Genomic DNA, 22,745 nt, shown 5'->3' with positions numbered 1-22,745 from the left:
ATTGGTCTTGTAGCGGAGCTACCAGGGCATTTCGGCAACGCCGCGAGCGTGCGTGCCAGGCGTCGCGCGGCAGGCGGCAGTTTGACTACAGGCCCTGGGGACGATCAGATGCGTTCGACGATCGTCGCGACGCCCATGCCGCCGCCGACGCAGAGGGTGACCAGGCCGAACCGCTGGTCGCGGCGCTCCAGTTCGTCGATGACGGTGCCGAGGATCATCGCGCCGGTCGCGCCGAGGGGGTGGCCGAGCGCGATGGCTCCGCCGTTGACGTTGACCTTGTCCAGGCTCAGACCCATGTCCTTGACGAAGCGCAGGACGACCCCGGCGAAGGCCTCGTTGATCTCGACGAGGTCGATGTCGTCGATGGTGAGCCCGGCCTTGGCGAGCGCCTTGCGGGTGGCGGGGGCGGGGCCGGTGAGCATGATCGTGGGCTCGGAGCCGGAGACGGCCGCGGAGACGATGCGGGCGCGCGGGGTGAGGCCGTAGCGCTCGCCGACCTCCTTGGAGCCGATGGCGACGAGGGCGGCGCCGTCGACGATGCCGGAGGAGTTGCCCGCGTGGTGGACGTGGTCGATCTTCTCGATCCAGTGGTACTTCTGGAGCGCCACCGCGTCGAAGCCGCCCATGTCGCCGATGGCGGCGAAGGAGGGCTTGAGGCCGGCGAGGGAGTCGGCGGTGGTGCCGGGGCGCAGGTGCTCGTCGTGATCGAGGACGACGAGGCCGTTGCGGTCCTTCACCGGGACGACGGAGCGGGCGAAGCGGCCGTCCTTCCAGGCCGCGGCGGCGCGCTCCTGGGAGAGGGCGGCGTACTCGTCGACGTCGCGGCGGCTGAAGCCCTCGATGGTGGCGATGAGGTCGGCGCCGATACCCTGCGGGGCGAAGCCGGTCTCGAAGCTGGTCATCGGGTCCATGGCCCAGGCGCCGCCGTCGGAGCCCATCGGCACCCGGGACATCGACTCGACGCCACCGGCGAGGACGAGGTCCTCCCAGCCCGAACGGACCTTGGCGGCGGCCAGGTTGACCGCTTCGAGGCCCGAGGCGCAGAAGCGGTTCTCCTGGACGCCGGCGACGGAGTCGGGAAGCCCGGCGGCGATGGCGGCGATGCGGGCGATGTCGGAGCCCTGGTCGCCGAGCGGGCTGACGACGCCGAGGACGATGTCGTCGATGGCGGCCGGGTCGAGGTCCGGAAAGCGGCCCTGGATCTCGTGGATGAGGCCGACGACCAGGTCGATCGGCTTGGTGCCGTGCAGGGCGCCGTTGGCCTTGCCGCGGCCGCGCGGGGTACGGATCGCGTCGTAGACGAATGCTTCGGTACTCAAGACAGCTGCCTTTCGAGGGTGGTGGAGAGGAAGGGCGAGGAGGTTCTCAGGCGAGCAGCGAGCGGCCGATGATCTCCTTCATGATCTCGGTCGTGCCGCCGTAGATGGTCTGGATACGGCCGTCGGTGAACGCCTTGGCGACCTTGTATTCGCTCATGTAGCCGTAGCCGCCGTGGAGTTGGAGGCAGCGGTCGACGACGCGCTTCTGCAGTTCGGTGGCCCACCACTTGGCCATGGAGGCGTGGACGGCGTCCAGGACGCCGTCGGAGTGGTCGACGATGCACCGGTCCAGGAAGCTCCGGGTGACGGCGCACTCGGTGGCCATCTCCGCGATCTCGAACCGGATGTGCTGGAGCTTGGAGAGCGGCCGCCCGAAGGCCTCGCGCTCCTTGACGTACTGGGTGGTGATCTCCAGCAGGTGTTCGGCGGCGGCGATCCCGGCGACAGCTATGCCCATGCGCTCCTGGGCCAGGTTGGTCATCAGGTGGATGAACGCGCCGTCCAGCTCACCGAGGAGGTTCTCCTTCGGGACGCGGACGTCGTTGAAGAACAACTCTGCGGTGTCCTGCGACTTCTGGCCGATCTTGTCGAGGTTGCGGCCTCGCTCGAAGCCCTCCGCACCCCGCTCGACGACGATCAACGAGAGCCCCTTGGCGCCGCCGTCGGGGGTGGTCTTGGCGACGACGATCACCAGGTCGGCGAGGATGCCGTTGGAGATGAACGTCTTCGAGCCGTTGAGCAGCCAGTGGTCGCCCTTGTCCTCGGCGGTGGTACGGATGGCCTGGAGGTCGGATCCCGCGCCCGGTTCGGTCATGGCGATGGCGGTGATGATCTCGCCGGAGCAGAAGCCGGGCAGCCAGCGCTGCTTCTGCTCCTCGGTGGCGAGGCCGGTCAGGTAGGGGCCGATGATGTCGTTGTGCAGGCCGATCGCGAGGCCCGGCACCCCGGCCCGGGTGAACTCCTCGGCGAGGACGGCGCTGTAGCGGAAGTCGGTGGAACCGCCGCCTCCGTACTCCTCGGGGACGGCGAGACCGAGCAGCCCGGCGCGCCCGGCGGCGAGCCAGGCGTCGCGGGAGACGATGCCGTCCTGCTCCCACTGCTCGTAGTACGGGAGCACCTCCTTGGCCAGGAAGGCCCGGACGGTGGCGCGGAACGCGTCGTGCTCCTCGGTGAAGATCTGGCGTTGCACGGGGCCTCCTAGTCGTGAGGGGTGGGCCGGAGCCCCGGTACGTCCCAGTCGGCGGCGACCGCGTCCGTGTCGGCGCCCGGCCGTGCGGGGCCGCTGCGGACGGAGACGGGGGTGGCGGAGAAGCGCGGGGCGGGGGCGGGCTGGGTGATGCCGCTGTGCTCGACGAAGGTGGAGCGGGCGGCGAGGTGCGGGTGGTGCGGCGCCTCACGGAGCGAGAGGACGGGGGCCACGCAGGCGTCGGTGCCGTCGAACACCTCGGTCCACTCCGCCCGCGTACGCGTCGCGAAGCGTTCGGCCAAGGCGGCGCGCAGCTCGTCCCAGCGGGCCGGCTCCCACCTGTCGGGGAAGGCGTCCGCCAGGCCGAGGAGGCCGATGAACTCGGCGTAGAACTGCCCCTCCAGCGGGCCGACCGCCATGTGGCCGCCGTCGGAGGTGGTGTAGGTGCCGTAGAAGGGGCAGCCGCCGTCCAGCAGGTTGGCGCCGCGCCGGTCCTGCCAGCTCCCGGCGGCCAGCATGCCGTGGATCATCGAGGCGAGGTGGGCGGCGCCGTCGACGATCGCCGCGTCCACCACCTGGCCGGCGCCGCCGGGGGTACGGGCGTGCTGCAGGGCGGCGAGGACCCCGACGACGAGGTAGAGCGAGCCGCCCGCGTAGTCGCCGACCAGGTTGGCGGGGACCACGGGCGGCTCGTCCGGCTTGCCGATCATGGAGAGGGTGCCGGTGAGCGCGAGGTACGCGACATCGTGCCCGGCCCGCTGCGCCAGCGGCCCGTCCTGGCCCCAGCCGGTCATCCGCCCGTAGACCAGCTTCGGGTTGCGGGCGAGGCAGGCGGCGGGTCCGACGCCGAGCCGTTCGGCGACGCCGGGGCGGTACCCCTCGATGAGGATGTCGGCGCGTTCGGCCAGGTCGAGGACGCGGTCGGCGCCGTCCTCGCCCTTGAGGTCGACGAGGACGGAGCGCTTGTTGCGGTTGGTGATGTCGTACGCGGGGTCGATGCCGAGGGCCGCTCCGCCGGGCCGGTCGACGCGTACCACGTCGGCTCCGAGGTCCGCCAGCAGCATGGCCGCGAACGGTCCGGGGCCGATCCCCGCCAGCTCGACGACCCGGATTCCTGTCAGCGGGCCGTGCCCGGTCCTTGCCATCCGCGAGCCCCCAGGAGTGTGACACAACCGATGTAACATCAATGATGCTAAGAACACGTCCCGCTCCGCACAACCCCCCTGGCCGAGCAAGCGCTTAGTTCTTTCCTCGATCCTCTCGCATCCCCGCCGGACGTTCCACGCCCACGCCCCGCCCGGCCGCAGACCCGCCGACCCCCTCCGCTAGCCTGCCTGCCACGTCTCCACCCGCCCCTCGCCCCCGGAGGTACTCGTGAACAGGCAGAACGGGGCCGCACGCCCCCTGGACGTCGTCCTTTTGGGTGCCACCGGGTTCGTGGGGGTGCTCACGTCGGAGTACCTGGCGGCACACGCCCCCGAAGGGCTGCGCTGGGGGCTGGCCGGCCGCAGCCGCACCAAGCTGGAACGGCTGCGCGAACGGCTCGCCGCTATCGAGCCGGGCTGCGCCGAGCTGCCGTTGCTGGAGACCGACGCGGACGACGAGGACGCCCTGCGTGAACTCGCCGGATCCGCACGGGTGGTGGCCACGACCGTGGGCCCGTACATCCTGTACGGCGAGAAGCTGGTCGCCGCCTGCGCCGAGGCCGGGACGGACTACCTGGACCTCACCGGCGAGGCGGAGTTCATCGACCTGACCTATGTGCGCCATGACGCGCGGGCCCGGGAGACGGGCGCCCGTATCGTGCACGCCTGCGGCTTCGACGCCGTACCCCATGACCTGGGGGCGTACTTCACGGTCAAGCAGCTGCCGGAGGGTGTGCCGCTGACCGTCGACGGCTTCGTCCGCAGCAACGCCGTCTTCTCCGGCGGTACGTTCGCCTCGGCGCTCACCGCGATGGGCCGCGGCCCGCAGATGCTGCTCGCCGCCCGGGAGCGGCGCCTGTACGAGCCCCGCCAGGTGGGGCGCCGGGTCCGCACCCCGGCTGGATCCCCGCACTTCAACGGGGCCACCGGCACCTGGGCGCTGCCGCTGCCTACCGTGGACCCCGCGGTCGTGGGCCGCTCCGCGCGGGCGCTCGAGCGGTACGGCCCCGACTTCCGCTACCGCCACTTCGCCTCGGTCAAGACCCTGCCGATGGCCCTCGGCGGGCCCGCGGCGGTCGGTGCGCTGGTCGCCGCGGCCCAGGTCAGGCCCGTACGCGAGTGGCTGATGGGGCGGTACGAGGCGGGGCAGGGGCCGGACGCGGAGCGCCGCAAGCGGAGCTGGTTCAGCGTCCGCTTCGTCGGGGAAGGCGGCGGCCGGCGGGTCTTCACCGAGGTGTCCGGCGGCGATCCGGGCTACGACGAGACGGCCAAGATCCTGGCCGAGTCGGCCCTCTGCCTCGCCCTGGACAACCTCCCGGAGACCTCCGGCCAGGTCACCACGGCGACGGCGATGGGCGATGCGCTGCTGGAGCGCCTGACGGCGGCGGGGCTGCGCTTCCGGGTGGCGGCGGTGCGGTGAGGGGCCGGGCGAAGGTCTAGAAGATCCAGTCGGCCAGCGTGTAGAGCATCGCGCCCAGCCAGACGAGGCCGACGACCCCGCCGAACGCCATACCGAGCGCCATGCGGCGCTGAGCGGGGTCGAGGGGCATGGGGCGGACAGCTGTGCGAGAAGTGTTCATGCTTTCAGCCTGCCCAGCACGATCGCTTTACGCCATCCGTACGGATACTCAGTCGAAATTGGCGGAGGGCGGTGGCCCTCAGGCGGTCGCTTCCCGCAGGGTCTGCCGACACAGCGCGTCCGCCCGGCGGGTGCTCTCCGGCTGGCGGAAGCGGCGGGCCAGGCGAAGGGTGTGGGCGCAGGCGTTGTCGAGGCTGATCCGGTGGCCGACGGAGACGAAGACCGGGTTGGTGTTCTCCTGGGTGCGCAGCGCCCGGCCCACCACCTCGTCGCCGTCCACCAGCGGGGAGAAGTCGCCGCGCCGGGGGCCGGGGGCCTCGTACGTGAAGGTGAAGGGGTTCTTGCCGACGCCGATCACGGGCAGAGCGGTGAGCACCCCCAGGTGGCTGGCGAGCCCGAAGCGGCGCGGGTGGGCGAGGCCGTACCCGTCGCAGATGACGACGCCGGGGTCGACGGTCAGCGACTCCAGGGCCTCCAGCACGGTGGGGATCTCACGGAAGGCCAGCAGCCCGGGGACGTACGGGAAGGTGATCGTGCCGACCGCGGTGGCCTCGTCCACGGTCTCCAGCGTCTCGGCGTCCAGCACCACGGCCGCCGCGACGACGACGTCCTTCTCCTCGTCGTACGCCACGTCGACCCCGGTCACCAGCCCGGTCCCGGGCGCCGGGCCCGGCTCGTCCAGCACCACGAGGCCGCGCAGGCGGTCCTGGATCGCCCGGCCCTCGGCTTCGTCTGCGGGGGTCTCATGGGCGGGGGTGGGCTGTGTCGTCATGACCAGCAGCTTAGGCGGTTCCCGGGCGCCCCGGTCCCGTAGCCTGGCGATCATGTTCGTACTCGAATTGACCTACACGGCTCCCGTCGAGCGCGCGGACGCGCTGATGAAGGAGCACATCGCCTGGCTCGACGAGCAGTACGCGGCAGGCGTCTTCATCGCGTCCGGCCGTAAGAACCCCCGGGACGGCGGGGTGATCCTCGCCGTCGGGGACGACCGGGAGCGGATCGAGGAGATCGCCGCGGCCGACCCCTTCGCCGCGCACGGGGTCTGCGCCTACCGGATCACCGAATTCATCGCGACCAGGACCGTACCCGAACTCGCTCCGTTCAAGCAGGAGTTGCCCAGCCAGTAGGTTGGGCGGACCACGCTCCCTCCAGCCGGGAACGCACGCCGTTCAGGGTGCGCGGCCGAGAACCGGGCAGGAGGGCAGGAGAGCGCGGAGGAGAGGCGGGGCGTGGGCGGTGACGCAGCTCACGCCACCCGCCGGTGCACGGATCGACGCGCTCCGTCGTCTACTCCAATGCCGGGAACCGTTCACCCAGCCGCGAGAGGGAGCAGGTCTTGTCCAGCGTTATCGAGCAGTCCGTGCAGGCCCGCATGGTCGCGTCCGCCCCGCGGATGGAAACCCTGCCGGCCACTCTGAGTTACGACCGCAAGGACCCCTTCGCCGTGCGGATGGCGTTCCCGGCCCCGGCGACCCTGGAGGGGACCGAGGTGTCCTGGGAGTTCTCCCGTGAGCTGCTGACGGCGGGGGTCGACACGCCCGCCGGGGAGGGGGACGTCCGGGTCAGGCCCTTCGGGTACGAGCGAACGGTGCTGGAGTTCCACGCGGCCGAGGGCATCGCCATGGTCCACGTACGCACGGCGGAGCTGCGCCACTTCCTGGAGCGGGCGCAGGAGCTGGTGCCGGTGGGTGACGAGTACCGCTATCTGGAGCTGGACCGGAACCTGACCGATCTGCTCGGTGGCGCCTGCTGAGCGGCGGCCCGCTGATCCCTTGAGCCGCGCGGCCACACAACCGCCGGCCACCGGCCGGAAAACCCGTTGCCGGGATATGCGCCCCGGTCCTACCTTCGTGACTGTTCCTGTCATCGTCGGATCGGAGAAGGACGTTGCTGATCTGAGGTCCCCCGCACCGTGCAGCGCCGCCACGCCTTTCGTGGCCAAAGGCGCCCGTGTGCGATCTCAGCTCCTCAGCCGTCCTCAGCTCAATTCCCCGACGTACACGGGAGATCTGTATGTCTACGTCCGACACCCATATCAGTTGTACCTCCCTCTCCTTCTCCTGGCCCGACGGCACCGAGGTCTTCTCCGACTTCGACCTCACCGTGGGCGCCGGACGCACCGGCCTCATCGGCCTCAACGGGTGCGGCAAATCGACCCTGTTGCGGCTGATCGCCAGTGAACTCGCCCCGCTGGAGGGCGAGATCAGGATCCGTGGCGGCCTCGGGTACCTGCCGCAGACCGTCACCCTGGCCACCGCGCTGCGGGTCGAGCAGGTACTGGGCATCGCCGACCGGCGGGCGGCGATCGACGCCGTCGAGGCCGGTGACGTACGCGAGGAGCTCTTCGCGGTGATCGACGACGACTGGGACGTGGAGCAGCGCGCCCACGCCGCCCTGAACGGGCTCGGGCTCGGCCACATCGGCCTGGACCGCGCGGTCGGGGAGATGTCCGGGGGCGAGTGCGTGCTCCTGCGGCTGGCCGCCCTGTTCCTGGCCCGCCCCGGGGTACTGCTGCTGGACGAGCCGACGAACAACCTGGACGCGGTCGCCCGCAAGCGGCTGTACGACGCGGTCGACTCCTGGACCGGGGCGCTGCTCGTGGTGAGCCACGACCGGGAGCTGCTGGAGCGGGTCGACCGGATCGCGGATCTGCGCGAGGGCTCGGTCACCTGGTACGGCGGAAACCTCTCGGCGTACGAGGAGGCGCTCGCCGTCGAGCAGGAGGCGGCGCAGCGGATGGTGCGGGCCGCCGAGTCGGATGTGCAGCGCCAGAAACGCGAACTGGCCGAAGCACGGATGAAGTTGGCCCGGCGCAGACGCTACGGCCAGAAGATGTGGGACACCAAGCGGGAGCCCAAGGTGGTGATGGGGCAGCGCAAACGGACCGCCCAGGAGTCGGCCGGCAAGCACCGTATCCTGCACACCGAGCGGCTGGCGGAGGCCAGCAAGCGGCTCGATGAGGCGGAGTCGGCGGTGCGCGAGGACGAGGAGATCCGGATCGAACTGCCGACGACACGGGTGCATCCGGGGAACGATGTGCTGCTCCTGCGTGATCCGGTGCCGCCCTACGGGCCGCCGCTGCGCGGCGAGTTGACGGTCAGCGGTCCCGAGCGGATCGCGCTGACCGGGCGCAACGGGGCGGGCAAGACGGCGTTGCTGCGGACGATCGCGGGTGAGCTCGCCCCGCTCTCGGGTGAGGCGACGACGCTTTTGCCTCTGGGCTTCCTCCCGCAGCGGCTGGACACGCTGGACGACACCCTGTCGGTGGCGGACAACGTGAAGCGATCGGCTCCCGGCCTGACGGACAACGACGTCCGGGCCCGGCTCGCGCGCTTCCTCTTCAAGGGGGGCTCCTCCGACCATCCGGCCGGAACGCTGTCGGGCGGGGAGCGCTTCCGGGCGACGCTGGCGATGCTGCTGCTGGCGGACCCGGCGCCCCGGCTGCTGTTGCTGGACGAGCCTACGAACAGCCTCGATCTGGCGAGCGTACGGCGGCTCACCGAGGCGCTGGAGGCGTACGAGGGGGCGCTGATCGTGGCGAGCCACGACGTTCCGTTCCTGGAGGCGATCGGGGTCACCCGGTGGCTGCGGCTGGACGGGGAGCTGCGGGACACGACTCCCGAGGAGGTGCGGGCAGGGCGGTGAGCGGCCTGGCGAGATCTCCGAAAAAAGGCGACAGAAGCTGTCGGGTATCCCGCCTAGCGTCGTCTGTATGGATCTCAGCACCGAGCGCGGCATCGTCATCACCGGAGCGCACGAGAACAATCTGCGCGACGTCTCCCTCACCCTGCCCAAGGGCCGGATCACCGTCTTCACCGGGGTCTCCGGTTCGGGGAAGTCGTCGGTCGTCTTCGACACGATCGCCGTGGAGTCCCAGCGGCAGCTGAACGAGACCTTCACCTCGTTCCTGCGGAACCGGCTGCCGAAGTACGAGCGGCCACGGGCCGAGTCCATCGAGGACCTGTCCGTGGCCGTCGTCATCGACCAGAAGCCGCTGGGCGGCAACATCCGCTCGACCGTGGGCACGGCGACGGACATCTGGTCGGTGATCCGCGTGCTGTTCTCCCGGTACGGAACGCCGAGCGCCGGCGGGGCCAGCGCGTACTCCTTCAACGACCCGGCCGGGATGTGCCGGGAGTGCGACGGGGTGGGGCGCACCGTCCGGCTCGACCTGGACCGGGCGGTGGACTGGTCGAAGTCGCTGAACGAGGGGGCGCTGCTGCTGCCCGGTCTCACGGTGGGCAGCTGGGAGTGGAGCCTGTACGGCGGGTCGGGACGGTTCGACAACGACCTGCCACTCTCCGAGTACGGCGAGCAGGACCGTCAACTCCTGCTGTACGGCTCCGGTTTCACCGTCCGGGTCGACATGCGGACGGCCTCGGCGGACATGCAGTTCGAGGGGGTGGTGACGCGGTTCGAGCGGCTCTACCTCAAGCGGGACACTGCATCGCTGTCGGACAAGCGGCGCGCGGCGGCCGACCGGTTCACCGCCGAGCGGGTCTGCAACTCCTGCGGCGGGGCACGGCTGAACGCGGCGGCGCTCGCCACCCGCGTCGACGGGCTCTCGCCCGCCGACTACGGGCGGATGGAGGTCGCCGATCTTGTCGGCGTCCTGGCCAGGATCGACGATCCCGTGGGCGGCCCGATCGCGGCGGCGGCCCGCGAGCGGCTGGAGCGGCTCGTGGGAATCGGGCTCGGCTATCTCAGCCTGGACCGGGAGACGACCACCCTCTCGGGCGGCGAGGGGCAGCGGCTCAAGATGGTCCGGCACCTGGGGAGTTCACTGACCGGGCTGACCTTCGTCTTCGACGAGCCGAGCGTCGGGCTGCACCCACGGGACGTCGGGCTGCTCGGTGATCTGCTGGTGCGGCTGCGCGACAAGGGCAACACCGTGCTGGTCGTCGAGCACGACCCGGATGTGATGGCGGTCGCGGACCACATCGTCGACATGGGCCCGCGCGCCGGGTCGGAGGGCGGGCACATCGTCTTCGAGGGACCGTTCGACCGGTTGCGCGAGGCGGACACGCTCACCGGCCGATGCCTGCGCCGACGGACCTCCGTCAAAGGCGAGTTCCGCTCCCCCACCGGGCAACTCCCCGTTCGGGGTGCCGATCTGCACAACCTCAAGAGCCTGGACGTGTCGTTCCCCACCGGGGTGCTGACCGTGGTGACGGGTGTGGCGGGTTCGGGCAAGTCAACGCTGGTCTCGGAGGTGTTCACGGCGGCCCACCCCCGAGCGGTGGTCATCGACCAGAGCGCCATCACCGCCTCCTCCCGCTCCACCCCGGCCTCGTACATCGGCGCACTGGACACCATCCGCAAGGTCTTCGCCCGGGAGAACGGCGTCGACGCCGGGCTGTTCAGCTTCAATTCCGCCGGTGCCTGCCCGGGTTGCTCGGGGCGCGGGGAGATCTCCACCGACCTGGCGTTCATGGACCCGGTCACCACCACCTGCCAGGAGTGCGAGGGCCGCCGGTTCCACGACGACGTACTCAAGCACCGGGTCGGCGGCCGGTCCATAGTCGACGTGCTGGAGATGACGGCGGCGCAGGCGGTCGGGCTGTTCGAGGACCGCGTACTGCTGCGGAAGCTGCGGACCCTCGACGAGGTCGGTCTCACCTACCTCACGCTCGGGCAGCCCCTCAGCACCCTGTCGGGAGGTGAGCGTCAGCGGATCAAGCTCGCCACCCAGCTGCACCGCACCTCCAGCGTGTACGTCCTGGACGAGCCGACGACCGGGCTGCACCCGGCCGACACGGGGGCGCTGGTGGATCTGCTGGACCGGCTCGTCGACGCGGGGAACACGGTGATCTGCGTGGAACACAACCTGGAGGTGCTCAAGCGGGCGGACTGGGTGATCGACCTCGGCCCGGACGGCGGGAAGAAGGGCGGCGAACTCGTCTTCGCGGGGACGCCGCAGGGCCTTCTGGCGGACCGCGCCTCGGTTACCGCCCGGTATCTGCGCCGGAACCTGGGCCTGCTTGAGGACCCCCGCTGACCTGCGAAGACCTGCTGAAGCCCGCGGAAGCCCGCCGAAGTCCGCCGCGAGCCGGATACATACGGTGCATAATCGGGTGCCCGCGGGGACGGGCTTGGCTTTGCCCTTAACGTCGCTTTAACCTACGGTCACGTAACCTACGAAGCCGTAGGTAATTCTCCCGTCCCCAGGAGCTCCCCGTGACGATCACCTCTCCCCACCTCGGCAGTTCGAAGGCGTGGACCGACGCCCAACTGCTGTACGCGCTGGAAGAGGTGGTGGAGAAGGAACTCAACCGCCATCTCAAGGTCGCCAAGGACTGGATGCCCCACGAGTACGTCCCCTTCTCCGACGGCCGGAACTTCCCCGGCGTCTTCGAGGACGGCGAGGCGTGGTCGGCGGACCAGTCCAAGGTCACCGACATCGGCAAGATCGCGCTCGTGGTGAACCTCCTCACCGAGGACAACCTCCCCAGCTACCACCACGAGATCGCCTCCCTCTTCGGCCGCGACGGCGCCTGGGGCACCTGGGTGCACCGCTGGACCGCCGAGGAGGGCCGCCACGGCATCGTGATGCGCGACTACCTGCTCACCTCGCGGGCCGTCGACCCGGACAAGCTGGAGCAGTTCCGCATGGCGCACATGGCGGAGGGCTTCGAGTCGGACAACCGGCACTCGATGCTGCACTCCGTCGCGTACGTAGCCTTCCAGGAGCTGGCCACCCGTGTCTCGCACCGCAACACCGGCCACCAGTCCGGTGACCCGGTCTGCGACCGGATGCTGGCCCGGATCGCGACCGACGAGAACCTGCACATGGTCTTCTACCGCAACCTCCTGGGCGCCGCCTTCGAGCTGGCCCCGGACCTCACCATGCAGTCCGTGCGTGACGTCGTCGTCAACTTCCGGATGCCGGGACACGGCATGCCCGGTTTCGAGCGGGCCGCCGCGCAGATGGCGATCGGCGAGATCTACAACATGCGCATCCACCACGACGACGTGCTCCAGCCGGTGCTGCGCTACCTGAAGGTCATGGACATCGACGGGCTCGGCCCGGAGGGCATGAAGGCGCAGGAGGAGCTCGGCATGTACATGGGCGGGCTGGACAGCGAGGCGTCGAAGTTCGACGAGAAGCTCGCCGCCCGCAAGGCGCGGATGATCGCACGCGGCCGCGCCTGACGCCGTCGCTCCGCCGCCCCGCCCGACCATCCGCCTGCCCGTCACTCCACTGCCGTGACCTCCGCGTACGCTGACGGTGGCCGGCGCACCGGCTGGACCGGACCGTGGCGCACCCAGCTGCGGATGCTGCGCCGGCATCCCTTCGGCGACGTACGCGACGTGGCGGCTTGCGGCTGGTCACCCTGCCCGTGCCGGGTGCGGTGCGGGCGGCGAACAGCTCGCGGAGCCGGGAGGGGCGGGCGTGGGCGGCGGCCCGGCCCGCCGCGTACAGCGCGACGCGGGCCCGGTCGTCCCCGGCGTGGGCGAGCAGGTCGGGCAGGGTGTCGGTCATGGGGGATCGTGCCGTGCCGGGTGACGCCCGCCGCAGGGGTTTACGGAGCGGGAGGCCGCCGACTACCTCAAAGCATCCGCCCGGGCGTCCGCGCCGATGAGTTCGGCGGCGCGCTCGGTGGGCGCCGTCAGTCCGTGGTTGATGAAGGGCGCCGGGGTGAGGATCACTCAAGGTCGGGGCGGTTCAGCCCTGTTCCCGCTCTTCCCTGCGCAGCCGTTCGCGCTCCTTCTCCGAGAGTCCGCCCCAGACGCCGAACCGCTCGTCGTTGGCGAGTGCGTACTCCAGGCAGGCCACGCGTCCCTCGCAGGCTCCGCAGAGCTGCTTGGCCTCGCGCGTCGAACTGCCTGGGGCCGGGAAGAAGAACTCGGGTCCGGCCTGCGCGCACAACGCGGTCTCCTGCCAGTCCAGCGCGTCCTCGGTCACCGTATTGATCAGCATGGGACCTACGGTGCCCCGGTCAGATAAACGGCTGATCAACGATTCATCAATCGTCCGGCGCGGGGCCGTGACAAGGCCCCGCCCCTCCCTCTCCTACTGCCTCGGCAGGGGCTTCATCACCGCGAAGACCGCCCCGAACGGATCGGTGACGTTGGCCATGGTGCCGACGCCCGGCACCTCCATCGCCGGCAGCGCCTCCGCCCCGCCGAGCCGCTTGGCGGCGTCCACCGTCGCCGTCACGTCCTCGACCGCGAAATACGGCATCCAGTGCGGGCCGCGCGCCGCCTCGGCCGGGACGTCGCCCATCGTGACCAGGCCGCCGAATGAGAGCTCCGGGCCCGTGCCGGCGGGGTGGACCGTCGTGTAGACGTACTCGGTGCCCTCCACCTCGAGCGCCTCGGTCTTCCAGCCGAAGACATCGCCGAAGAACCTGGCCGCCGCCGGGACGTCCGGGGTGTACAGCTCGGCCCAGAGGAGCGAGCCCGGCTGCTGGATCACGCCGAGGCCGGGGTTCTGCCGCGGCTGCCATACGCCGAAATATGCTCCGCCCGGGTCCGTGAAGCCGCCCATCCTGCCGTAGTCGAGGACGTCCATCGGCTCGAAGGCGGAGCGGCCGCCGGCCCGGGTCACCAGCTCGGCGGTGGCGCTGATGTCGGGCGAGTGGAAGTAGAGGGACCAGGCGCTGGAGGACTGCTCCTCGGGGACCGCCATGACACCGCCGACGGTGTGGCCGTCCAGGGTGAACATCCCGTACCCCCCGACCTCCGGGCCGCCGGGGGCGTGCTCCCAGCCGAGGAGACCGCCGTAGAAGGCGGCGGCCCCGTCGACGTCCGGCGTGCCGAGATCGACCCAGTTGGGTGCTCCGTCGGGAAAGGCGGGGTTGAGCATGGCGTGCTCCTTCAGCGGATCCCGTGGCCCCGCGCGCACGGCGGCGCGAGGCTGTTCCCTGTCCCGTCGAGTCTCGCACCGGCCACCGGCAACCGCAGTCCGCACGGGCCCGACCGGGGCTGCAACCCCGTCTCTCCGCAGGTCAGCGGCGTACCCCCAGGGCCGGGAGAACCGTCTCGGCGACGCGGTAGACCTCCTCCAGGAGCGGGATACCGAAGAGAATGACAGTGTCGCCGCCCAGCTCCTCCGGTGCTGCTCTCCCCGGCGGAACGGCGGCCGCCGCACCGTAGCGGACCGGGGGCGCCGGGGCTGTCGGTGCGCCAGGGGCTGTCGGTGGGCCGTGGGACGATGGCTGCGTACAGCGACGCCCCACCACCACCTGCCGGTCGCGGCGGACGACGGAGAGACCGGCAAGGCCCCTTCCGACGGCGGCGTACGGCGAGAAGACCACTTACCGACGGCGGCGAGAGCGACGATGACCGACACGGGGGCCGGGACCGCCCGCCCGGCGACCACGGGCCGTGCCGCCCGGGAGCTGCTGACCGAGGCGGAGGCCCTGCTGGCCCGGGCCCGCGCCGTGCGGGAGGACCACGCCCGAGCCGTCGAGGCCGTACGGGCCGTCCTCGACCCGCTCCTGGCCTCCCTGGCCGACCGGGAGCTGGCCGCCATCCCGGTCGCCCGGCTGAAGGACGTCACGGAGGGCCGGCTGCGCCTCGGCGCTCTCGAACAGGCCGGGTTCACGACCGTCGGGCAGGTCCACGGCACGCCCCGCTACGAGCTCCGTCTGATCCCCGGGGTCGGGGCGCACACCGCCGATCAGGCGCTGGCGGCCGCCGGGCAGATCGCCGACGCGGTGCGCGAGACCGTCTCCGTACGGATCGACATGGACGCCCCGGACGCCACGACGACCGCGCTGGTCGTCGCCCTGCACCGGCTGGTGGAAGCCGGTCCGGACGCACGGCGGGCGGTGGAGGCGGCCGGGCGGCTGGCCGAGCGGCTCGGTCCCCTGACGGTCTCCGCCGCACCGGCCGGGAGCCGGCTGCGGATGCTCTTCACCGGCGGGGAGGCGCGGGCCCGGGCGCTCGACGCCGTGGCCGCCCTGAGCGCGGCGGTCACGGAGGCGGCGGAGCAGGCGCTGCCGATGCTGTTCGGCCAGGTCTCGGTGGACCTGCTGCGGGCGCCGGAGTCGGCACCCGGGGCGTGGGTGGACTTCGAACTGCGGTCCGCCGAGTACTACAGCCTCCTGGCCGAGCTTTCGGGCAGCGGACCGGACCGGGACGCCGCCGAGGGGTTCCTGCCCGCCGGGATCGCGGACCGGGTGCGGGCGCTCCGGCTCGACGGTTCGCGGCTACGGGTCTCCCTGCGCGGCTACCAGTCGTTCGGGGCGCGCTTCGCACTGGCCCAGAAGCGAGTGGTCATCGGGGACGAGATGGGGCTGGGGAAGACCGTGCAGGCCATCGCCGCCCTCGCCCATCTCGCGGCGCGCGGCGAGAGCCACTTCCTGGTGGTGTGCCCGGCCAGCGTGCTGATCAACTGGAGCCGGGAGATCCGGGCCCGGTCCACCCTGCGCGCGCTGCCGGTGCACGGGGCGGAGCGGCTGGAGGCGTACGCGGAGTGGGCGGCGGGCGGCGGGGTCGCCCTCACCACGTTCGACGCGCTGCGCACCCTGCCCGAGGAAGCCACCGTCGCCCTCGCGATGCTGGTGGTGGACGAGGCGCACTTCGTGAAGAACCCCGCCACCCGGCGGGCGCAGGCGGTCGCCGTCTGGGCGGAGCGCGCGGACCACGTCCTGTTCCTCACCGGGACACCGATGGAGAACCGGGTGGAGGAGTTCCGGAGCCTGGTGCGTCAGCTCCGCCCGGATCTGGCCGATGCGGTGAGTACGACGCACGGCGCCGCCGGTTCGCAGGCCTTCCGGCGGGCGGTCGCCCCCGCCTATCTGCGCCGCAACCAGGTGGACGTACTGGCCGAACTCCCGGCCCTCGTGCACGTGGACGAGTGGGAGGAGTTCAGCGCCGGGGACCTGGAGGCGTACCGGGAAGCGGTGGCGTCGGGGCAGTTCATGCGGATGCGCCGGGCGGCGTACGCCATGCCCGCCGCCTCGGCCAAGCTGGAACGGCTGCGCGAACTGGTCGACGAGGCACGGGACAACGGGCTGAAGGTCGTGGTCTTCTCCTACTTCCGCGAGGTGCTGGCCACGGTCGGCGAGGCGCTGGGCCCGGGCGCGTTCGGGCCGGTCTCGGGAAGCCTGCCGGCCGCCCGGCGGCAGGAGCTGGTCGACGCCTTCTCCGCCGGGGACGGGCACGCGGTGCTGCTGAGCCAGATCCAGGCCGGGGGCACCGGACTGAACATGCAGGCCGCGTCGGTGGTCATCCTGTGCGAGCCGCAGATCAAGCCGACGCTGGAGCACCAGGCCGTCGCCCGCGCCCACCGGATGGGGCAGGTGCGCACGGTCCAGGTGCACCGGCTGCTGGCGGCGGACAGCGTCGACCAGCGCATGGTGGAGCTGCTGGCCCGCAAGGACCGGCTCTTCGACGCGTACGCCCGGCGCAGCGACCTCGCGGAGTCCGCGCCGGACGCCGTCGACGTGTCCGACGGTGAGCTGGCCCGGCGGATCGTCGAGGAGGAGCAGCAGCGGCTGGCCCGTCCGGAGTGAGGGCCGGTCAGTGCTGGTGCTCGGCCGCGCCCTTGTCCTCGGCGGCCTTCTTCTTCTCGGCCCCGCCTGCCACATGGTGGGGTTCGTACCCCGGGATCGTGCCGTCCGGCTTCTTGATCAGCAGCAGCCCGGCCATCCCCATGTCGGAGTGGCTCTGTACGTGGCAGTGGTACATCCAGGCGCCCGCGCCCACGCGTTCGCCCGCGATGAACTGGAGGCCGAAGGAGTCGGCGGGCCCGCAGATCTTGTTGTCGATGATCCGGCTGGGGTCGGCGGGGCCGGTCAGTATCCCGGTCCGGTTGTCCGCCCAGCGGTGACCGTGGATGTGGAAGGTGTGGTAGTACTCGCCATGGGTGATCATCACGATTTCGAGCCGATCGCCCACCGTGGCTTCGAAGTTGGTGCTGTTGTGCTCGGCCTTGTTGTTGATCGTCATGTCGTTGAAGACGATCGTGAACGTCTTGTCCGGCAGGATGTCGCCCTCGCGGCGCACGATGACCGGCCCGTAGAGCCCCTTGCGGATGCCGCCGGTGCCGTGGTCCGTGCCGACGACGTGGTCGTGGTAGTGCCAATAGCCCGCGCTGCCCGGCTCCCAGGTGCCGTCCTTGCGGCGGCCCGGGGCGTGGGTGCGCCAGGTGTACGTACGGGTGCCACCGGGCTCCACGTGGCTCTTGTTCATCCGGGTGCCGTCGTTGGCGATGTCGTAGTCGACACCGTGGACATGGAGGCTGGCGTCGAGGTCGGTGAGGTTCTCGAACTCGATATGGACCGTGTCGCCCTCGTCGAGCTCGATGAGGGGGCCGGGGATCGATGCCTTGCCCTTCTCGAAGCCGTAGCCGAGCTGACCGTTCGGCAGCTTCTCGGCGTACATCTTCAGTCGGCGCACCACTCCCCCGGCCGGGGCCGTGCGCGGCGGCTTCTCCGCCGAGCTGGCCTCCACCGTACCCGACGACAACGATGTCACACCGGTCGCTGCCGCGACCGCGCCGCCGACCAGCATCCGCCGGCTGAAGGCCCTTCGGTCCATGTCGAACTCCCCACTGCTTTGACGAGACTGGCGGAGGCGCGAGGGGCCTCGGTGCACCCCGGAACGGGCCACACCGTAACCGGGGCCCGACCGTTTATCCACACCCAGGACAAAGTTCGTGCGATTGCCGCCATAGCTATTGGCGGACCACGAAAAGAGGTCTAGCTTCGTGCGCTGTCGCAGTCGACACAGAGGTATCGCACTCAACACAGAGGTACCGAAGGAGAGTCAGCGACCCACAGTCACCGAGAGGTGCAGTGACCACGAAGGAGTGGGTGACCACATGCAGCGCGCAGCACATCACCGTTCCAGATCACGACGCGGCCTGGCGGCGGCCGCGGCGGCCGGCGCACTGACCGTCTCCATGCTGGGCAGCGGCGGCCCTGCCAACGCGGGTACGTCGCCGGACCGGGACCTGGTCGAGAAGATGGCGACAACGTTGTCCCTGCCGTCCCCGCCCGGCGCCAGGAACCAGGTGAAGGTGCTGGTCTTTCACGCGTCGGCGGGTGACGAGGCGCCGTACACGGACGCCGGGATCGCGGCGATCGAGAAGATCGGGCAGACGGGCCCGGCGGCCGGGCGGTTCGCCACCGTGGCCACCACCGACCCGAACGTCTTCACCAACGGCAAGCGGCTCGGCTCCTTCCACGCGGTGGTCTTCCTGACCGGCGGCGGCGACGTCCTGGACCCGGAGCAGGAAGCGGGTCTGGAGGCGTACATGGAGGCGGGCGGCGGCTTCCTCGGCATCCATGACGCGGCGCGCACGGAGCCGTACTCGGACTGGTTCACCGGCCTGGTGGGCGCCCGCCCGGCGGCCGGCAGCCCGACCACCGCGCAGCGGGCCACCGTCGAGATCGGCGACCGGGTCCACCCGGCCACCAAGAACCTGCCGCTGGAGTGGAAGCGCCCCGACAAGTGGCTGAACTGGACGAAGAACCCGTCCGGTGAGGTGCACACCGTGGCGCGCGTAAGGGAGTTGACGTACAAGCCGGGTGTGAGCGCCAACGGCTGGGACCACCCGGTCTCCTGGTGCCGCGACTACGACGGCGGCCGCTCCTTCTACACGGCGATGGGCGGTACGGCGGACAGCTTCGCCGAGACCGACTTCCGCGACCACTTGCGCGGCGCCCTCGCCTGGACGAACCGGACCTCGCAGGCCGACTGCAAGGCCACCATCACGTCCAACTACACGGCCGAGCGCCTCACCCAGCCCAACCAGCCGGGCCGGAACGACCAGATCGGTGAACCGCACGGGCTCGTCACCGCTCCGGACGGCAAGGTCTTCTACATCGGGCGCGGCGGCGCCGACAGCTCCGTCCCGGTCATCACGGACTGGAACAACCCCGACATCGGCAAGGGCAAGGGCGAGATCCACGTCTACGACCCGAAGACCAAGAGGGTCACCCTCGCCGGTGCGCTGGACGTCTTCGGCAACAAGGGCGGCGGCGGCGAGCTGGTGAAGGTCGAGGAGGGACTGCTCGGCATCGAGCTGGACCCGGGCTTCGCCTTCAACGGCTGGGTCTATCTGCACTACACCCCGCACGCGAAGATCGACCGCGACAAGCGCATGGCGGTCCGCCAGGTCTCCCGCTTCACCTTCGACTCTGCCGGCAGCAAGCTGGACCTGGCCTCGGAGAAGGTGCTGCTCGGCTGGCCGGTGCAGATCCACAGCTGCTGCCACGCGGGCGGCGGCATGGCGTGGGACTCGAAGGACAACCTGTACATCGCGACCGGTGACAACAACTCCTCGGGTTTCAGCAGCGGTTACTCCGGCAACAACCCGGAGCCCAACTTCAAGGGCGTCTCCTTCGCCGACGCCCGGCGCACCTCCGGCAACACCAACAACCTCAACGGGAAGATCCTGCGGATCCACCCCGAGGACGACGGTACGTACACCCTCCCCTCCGGCAACCTCTTCACCGGCAGGGAGCCGGACGAGGGCGGCGGAAAGACCCGGGGGGAGATCTATGTGATGGGCGTGCGCAACCCGGCCCGGATCTCCATCGACCCCTCGACCGACACGCTGTACGCCGGCTGGGTCGGCCCCGACGCGGGCTCGGCCTCCACCACCTGGGGCCCGGCGAAGTACGACACGTTCGCCGCGATCACCATGGCGGGCAACCACGGCTGGCCGTACTGCATGGGCAACAACCAGCCCTACCGCGACCGCAATCTGCCCGACCCGAGCAAGCCGCTGGGCTGGTACGACTGCAACGCCCCGAAGAACGAGTCGCCGAACAACGACGGCCTCGTCAAGCTGCCGCCGGTGACCCCGAACACCATCTGGTACTCACCGCAGGGAGGCGGGGTCGACTACCCGCGCGACGCCGACGGCGTCCCCAGCTACAAGGCCGAGGAGCAGAAGGAGCTGCTGCCCTGGCTCAAGGGCGGCGGTCAGGCGACCATGAACGGCCCCGTCTACCGCTACGACGCGCAGAGCGACTCGGCGGCCAAGTGGCCCGCGTACTGGGACGGCAAGTGGTTCGTCGGTGACTTCTACGACGACACACAGCCGCGCCACGCGGTGATCACCGACCCGAAGACGGTCGGCAGGGGCGGACTGCCCACGCACGCCGAGTCGTTGAAGAAGATCATCCCGGTCGGCGCCGACGGCATCCGCAACCTCATGGACTGGAAGTTCGCCCCGGACGGCTCCCTCTACGTCCTGGACTACGGGCGCGGCTTCTTCACCTCCGACTCCAAGTCCGCGCTGTGGCGCGTGACCTACAAGGGCGGCGCGGCAACTCCGGCCGTCAAGGACCTGGTTGGAAAGGCGGCAGCGCAGTGAGACAACCCCTGTACCTCGCCCGGCGACGGCACCGGCCGCGCAGTTCCTGGGTGGCCCTGATGGCCTTTCTGCTCATGGTCCTCGGGCTGACCTCGACGGCCGCGTACGGCAAGGGCGGCGACGGCCCCGGGGCGAAGGCCGCCGACCAGGTGCTGACCTGGACCGCGGCCGACCCGATCGACCGCTATCTGACCGCGCCGACGACAGCGGTGGCCGGCAAGGCGACCATCGTCTTCGAGAACAGCACGGCGACCGGCAACACCACGAGCATGCCGCACACGCTGACGTTCGGCGTGTCGGACCCGGAGTTCAACAGCGACGTCCAGCTGAACATCCTGGCCAACCCGGGTGACTCCGAGGGCGGCAAGCACAGCGTGGAGGTCACGCTGACGCCGGGCCGGTACTTCTACCACTGCACGATCCCCGGCCACGGCCAGATGCAGGGCATCCTGACCGTCACCGAGGGCAGCGGCGAGGACACCGAGGCCCCCGCGACCTCGGCGAAGGTCGACGGCGACAAGAACGGCGACGGCGCGTACATCGGCCAGGCCACGGTCACCGTGGAGGCGACCGACGAGGGCTCCGGCGTCGAAACCATCGAGTACGCACTCGGTGCCGACGGCGAGTGGCAGCCGTACACCGCGCCCGTCGTGGTGAACGAGGTCGGCGACCACACGGTCCGCTACCGGGCCACCGACAAGACGGGCAACGCTGCGGCGGAGAAGTCCGTCGACTTCGCGGTCGCCGCGCCGCCGACGGACGACGAGACGCCGCCGGAGACCTCGGCGACCGTCTCGGGTGAACAGGACCCCGAAGGCGCCTACTTGGGCATGGCCACGGTCACCGTGACCGCGTCCGACACCGGGTCCGGCGTCAACACCATCGAGTACGCGCTCGGCGCGGACGGTGAGTGGAAGCCGTACACCGCACCGGTGATGGTCCACGAGGTGGGCGAGCACACCGTCCGCTACCGGGCCACCGACCGGTCGGGGAACGTCGCGGACCAGAAGACCGTCGAGTTCGCCGTGGTGGAGCCGCCGTCGCAGGACAAGACGGCTCCGGAGACCTCGGTGAAGCTGGAGGGGAGCAAGAACTCCGACGGCGCGTTCATCACCAGCGCCAAGGCCACCGTAACCGCGACCGACGACGACTCGGGCGTGGACAAGGTGGAGTACTCGCTCGACGGCGGCCCCTACCTCGCGTACACCACGCCCGTGATCGTCGACCGGGTCGGCCACCACACGGTGGCTCACCGGGCTACGGACAAGGCGGGCAACACCTCCGAGGCGAAGAAGGTGTCGTTCACCATCGCCCAGGGCGGCGGGGTCCCGGCGCCGAACTGCGCGGAGTTCGACGAGCGGCACACCGTCTTCGTCGGCACGGTCGACACGGGCGTCCCGAACCGGATCACCCGCAACCGGTGCACGATCAACGAGCTGATCGAGGACGAGAAGGACTGGTCCTCCCACGCGCTGTTCCTCAAGCACGTGACGACGGTCCTCGACACGCTGAAGGCCGACGGCGTCATCGACCAGCGCGAGCGCAGGGCGATCAACCAGGCCGCCAAGCAGTCGGGCATCGGCAAGCCGGGCCAGTCCGAGGGGTACACCAAGCTCTTCGACGGTACTGCGGCCTCGTTCGCCAGGTGGAGCCACGTCGGCGGCGGGCAGTTCGGGCTGAACGAGGAGGAGGGCTCGATCACCAGCTCCACGACCGTGGGCGGCATGGGGATGCTCTGGTTCCCGACCCGCGCGTACGGGGACTTCTCGCTGAAGCTCCAGTGGCGGGACGACGCCCCCGGCTCCGGCAACGCCAACGGCGGGGTCTTCGTCCGCTTCCCGAAGGTGCACGACCACCCGGAGGAGTCACGTCCGGAGTGGGTCGCCATCAAGTACGGCCATGAGATCCAGGTCAACGACCGGCCGGACGGCGACATGTACAAGACGGGTTCCGTGTACGGATTCGACCGGGTGGGTCTCGGCGGCGCCGGGGTCACGCCCAAGGGCACCTGGAACGACTACGAGATCACGGTGGTGGACCAGCACTACGAGGTATACCGCAACGGTGTCCTCATCAACGAGTTCGACAACACCGGCGGCCAGCTCTTCGAGCCGCCGCGCGGCGACGACCCGGGGACCGACGGCCGGCGGTTCGCCTCCGGTTACATCGGGCTCCAGGTGCACGGAGTCACGGACGTCATCTCGTACCGCGACATCCGGATCAAGGAGCTGTAGAC

Annotated in this window: 17 protein-coding genes; 9 read left to right on the top strand and 8 right to left on the bottom strand. The window is 70.6% G+C overall.

What is annotated here, in order from left to right; all coding sequences use genetic code 11:
* Window positions 1-104: 104 nt before the first annotated feature.
* From AMK21_RS09025 to AMK21_RS09015, 3 genes are read right to left on the bottom strand one after another with little or no spacing between them, the layout of a single operon-like run.
* On the bottom strand, window positions 105-1,319 hold the full coding sequence (locus tag AMK21_RS09025) for an acetyl-CoA C-acetyltransferase (RefSeq protein ID WP_073876005.1): 1,215 nt from the start codon (window positions 1,317-1,319) through the stop codon (window positions 105-107).
* Between the two features lie 46 nt (window positions 1,320-1,365).
* Entirely contained in the window at window positions 1,366-2,508 is a 1,143-nt protein-coding gene (locus tag AMK21_RS09020; protein WP_073876003.1) for an acyl-CoA dehydrogenase family protein, read from the bottom strand.
* An 8-nt stretch (window positions 2,509-2,516) separates the two neighbouring features.
* Entirely contained in the window at window positions 2,517-3,650 is a 1,134-nt protein-coding gene (locus AMK21_RS09015) for a CaiB/BaiF CoA transferase family protein (RefSeq protein ID WP_073876001.1), read from the bottom strand.
* Window positions 3,651-3,879: 229 nt separating this feature from the next.
* Here AMK21_RS09015 and AMK21_RS09010 point away from each other — a divergent pair, with 229 nt between their 5' ends.
* Window positions 3,880-5,070 (top strand): saccharopine dehydrogenase family protein, encoded by a 1,191-nt coding sequence (locus tag AMK21_RS09010; RefSeq protein ID WP_073875999.1) that lies wholly within the window; start codon window positions 3,880-3,882, stop codon window positions 5,068-5,070.
* Window positions 5,071-5,086: 16 nt separating this feature from the next.
* Here AMK21_RS09010 and mmpA read toward each other — a convergent pair whose 3' ends face one another.
* Window positions 5,087-5,230 carry a morphogenic membrane protein MmpA gene (gene mmpA / locus AMK21_RS35340; RefSeq protein WP_199863145.1) on the bottom strand — a complete coding sequence of 48 codons (144 nt, stop codon included), beginning with the start codon at window positions 5,228-5,230 and terminating at the stop codon, window positions 5,087-5,089.
* A 78-nt stretch (window positions 5,231-5,308) separates the two neighbouring features.
* Entirely contained in the window at window positions 5,309-6,001 is a 693-nt protein-coding gene (locus AMK21_RS09005; RefSeq protein ID WP_073876746.1) for an endonuclease V, read from the bottom strand.
* Window positions 6,002-6,053: 52 nt separating this feature from the next.
* Here AMK21_RS09005 and AMK21_RS09000 point away from each other — a divergent pair, with 52 nt between their 5' ends.
* From AMK21_RS09000 to AMK21_RS08980, 5 genes are all read left to right on the top strand, one after another.
* Window positions 6,054-6,356 carry a YciI family protein gene (locus tag AMK21_RS09000; protein ID WP_073875997.1) on the top strand — a complete coding sequence of 101 codons (303 nt, stop codon included), beginning with the start codon at window positions 6,054-6,056 and terminating at the stop codon, window positions 6,354-6,356.
* Between the two features lie 209 nt (window positions 6,357-6,565).
* The gene (locus tag AMK21_RS08995) at window positions 6,566-6,982 is read left to right on the top strand and encodes an SsgA family sporulation/cell division regulator (RefSeq protein WP_073875994.1); all 417 of its coding nucleotides are present in this window, start codon (window positions 6,566-6,568) and stop codon (window positions 6,980-6,982) included.
* A 260-nt stretch (window positions 6,983-7,242) separates the two neighbouring features.
* Complete coding sequence (locus AMK21_RS08990) at window positions 7,243-8,874, top strand: ABC-F family ATP-binding cassette domain-containing protein (protein ID WP_073875992.1); 1,632 nt, start codon at window positions 7,243-7,245, stop codon at window positions 8,872-8,874.
* A 67-nt stretch (window positions 8,875-8,941) separates the two neighbouring features.
* Window positions 8,942-11,227 (top strand): ATP-binding cassette domain-containing protein, encoded by a 2,286-nt coding sequence (locus tag AMK21_RS08985; RefSeq protein ID WP_073875990.1) that lies wholly within the window; start codon window positions 8,942-8,944, stop codon window positions 11,225-11,227.
* 179 nt (window positions 11,228-11,406) lie between these two features.
* On the top strand, window positions 11,407-12,381 hold the full coding sequence (locus tag AMK21_RS08980; protein WP_073875989.1) for an acyl-ACP desaturase: 975 nt from the start codon (window positions 11,407-11,409) through the stop codon (window positions 12,379-12,381).
* Between the two features lie 514 nt (window positions 12,382-12,895).
* Here the strand turns inward: AMK21_RS08980 and AMK21_RS08975 are convergent.
* Together AMK21_RS08975 and AMK21_RS08970 are read right to left on the bottom strand one after the other, a co-directional pair.
* Complete coding sequence (locus tag AMK21_RS08975; protein WP_073875987.1) at window positions 12,896-13,150, bottom strand: WhiB family transcriptional regulator; 255 nt, start codon at window positions 13,148-13,150, stop codon at window positions 12,896-12,898.
* A gap of 93 nt (window positions 13,151-13,243) precedes the next feature.
* A complete protein-coding gene (locus tag AMK21_RS08970) occupies window positions 13,244-14,038 on the bottom strand; it encodes a VOC family protein (RefSeq protein ID WP_073875985.1) in 795 nt (264 codons plus the stop codon).
* Between the two features lie 475 nt (window positions 14,039-14,513).
* Here AMK21_RS08970 and AMK21_RS08960 point away from each other — a divergent pair, with 475 nt between their 5' ends.
* Complete coding sequence (locus tag AMK21_RS08960; protein WP_073875981.1) at window positions 14,514-16,694, top strand: DEAD/DEAH box helicase; 2,181 nt, start codon at window positions 14,514-14,516, stop codon at window positions 16,692-16,694.
* Between the two features lie 7 nt (window positions 16,695-16,701).
* Here AMK21_RS08960 and AMK21_RS08955 read toward each other — a convergent pair whose 3' ends face one another.
* A complete protein-coding gene (locus AMK21_RS08955) occupies window positions 16,702-17,721 on the bottom strand; it encodes a multicopper oxidase domain-containing protein (RefSeq protein WP_073875979.1) in 1,020 nt (339 codons plus the stop codon).
* 283 nt (window positions 17,722-18,004) lie between these two features.
* Between AMK21_RS08955 and AMK21_RS08950 the strand changes: the two genes are divergently transcribed.
* Both AMK21_RS08950 and AMK21_RS08945 read left to right on the top strand, forming a co-directional pair.
* A complete protein-coding gene (locus AMK21_RS08950; RefSeq protein WP_073875977.1) occupies window positions 18,005-20,509 on the top strand; it encodes a ThuA domain-containing protein in 2,505 nt (834 codons plus the stop codon).
* Window positions 20,506-22,743 carry an OmpL47-type beta-barrel domain-containing protein gene (locus tag AMK21_RS08945; protein WP_073875975.1) on the top strand — a complete coding sequence of 746 codons (2,238 nt, stop codon included), beginning with the start codon at window positions 20,506-20,508 and terminating at the stop codon, window positions 22,741-22,743. Before AMK21_RS08950 ends, AMK21_RS08945 begins: the two co-directional genes overlap by 4 nt.
* The last annotated feature ends 2 nt before the right edge of the window (window positions 22,744-22,745 follow it).

Origin of the sequence: Streptomyces sp. CB00316 (assembly GCF_001905595.1) — a bacterium.
Taxonomy (GTDB): domain Bacteria; phylum Actinomycetota; class Actinomycetes; order Streptomycetales; family Streptomycetaceae; genus Streptomyces.
Note: the sequence above shows the minus strand (reverse complement) of the source record. Positions and strands in the feature narration are given on the sequence as shown.

Coding starts and splice junctions, on each gene's coding strand:
- AMK21_RS09005 (WP_073876746.1), bottom strand. CDS start 6,001: ATGACGACACAGCCCACCCCCGCCCATGAGACCCCCGCAGACGAAGCC.
- AMK21_RS09000 (WP_073875997.1), top strand. CDS start 6,054: ATGTTCGTACTCGAATTGACCTACACGGCTCCCGTCGAGCGCGCGGAC.
- AMK21_RS08960 (WP_073875981.1), top strand. CDS start 14,514: ATGACCGACACGGGGGCCGGGACCGCCCGCCCGGCGACCACGGGCCGT.
- AMK21_RS08950 (WP_073875977.1), top strand. CDS start 18,005: ATGCAGCGCGCAGCACATCACCGTTCCAGATCACGACGCGGCCTGGCG.
- AMK21_RS08985 (WP_073875990.1), top strand. CDS start 8,942: ATGGATCTCAGCACCGAGCGCGGCATCGTCATCACCGGAGCGCACGAG.
- mmpA (WP_199863145.1), bottom strand. CDS start 5,230: ATGAACACTTCTCGCACAGCTGTCCGCCCCATGCCCCTCGACCCCGCT.
- AMK21_RS08970 (WP_073875985.1), bottom strand. CDS start 14,038: ATGCTCAACCCCGCCTTTCCCGACGGAGCACCCAACTGGGTCGATCTC.
- AMK21_RS08990 (WP_073875992.1), top strand. CDS start 7,243: ATGTCTACGTCCGACACCCATATCAGTTGTACCTCCCTCTCCTTCTCC.
- AMK21_RS09015 (WP_073876001.1), bottom strand. CDS start 3,650: ATGGCAAGGACCGGGCACGGCCCGCTGACAGGAATCCGGGTCGTCGAG.
- AMK21_RS08975 (WP_073875987.1), bottom strand. CDS start 13,150: ATGCTGATCAATACGGTGACCGAGGACGCGCTGGACTGGCAGGAGACC.
- AMK21_RS08955 (WP_073875979.1), bottom strand. CDS start 17,721: ATGGACCGAAGGGCCTTCAGCCGGCGGATGCTGGTCGGCGGCGCGGTC.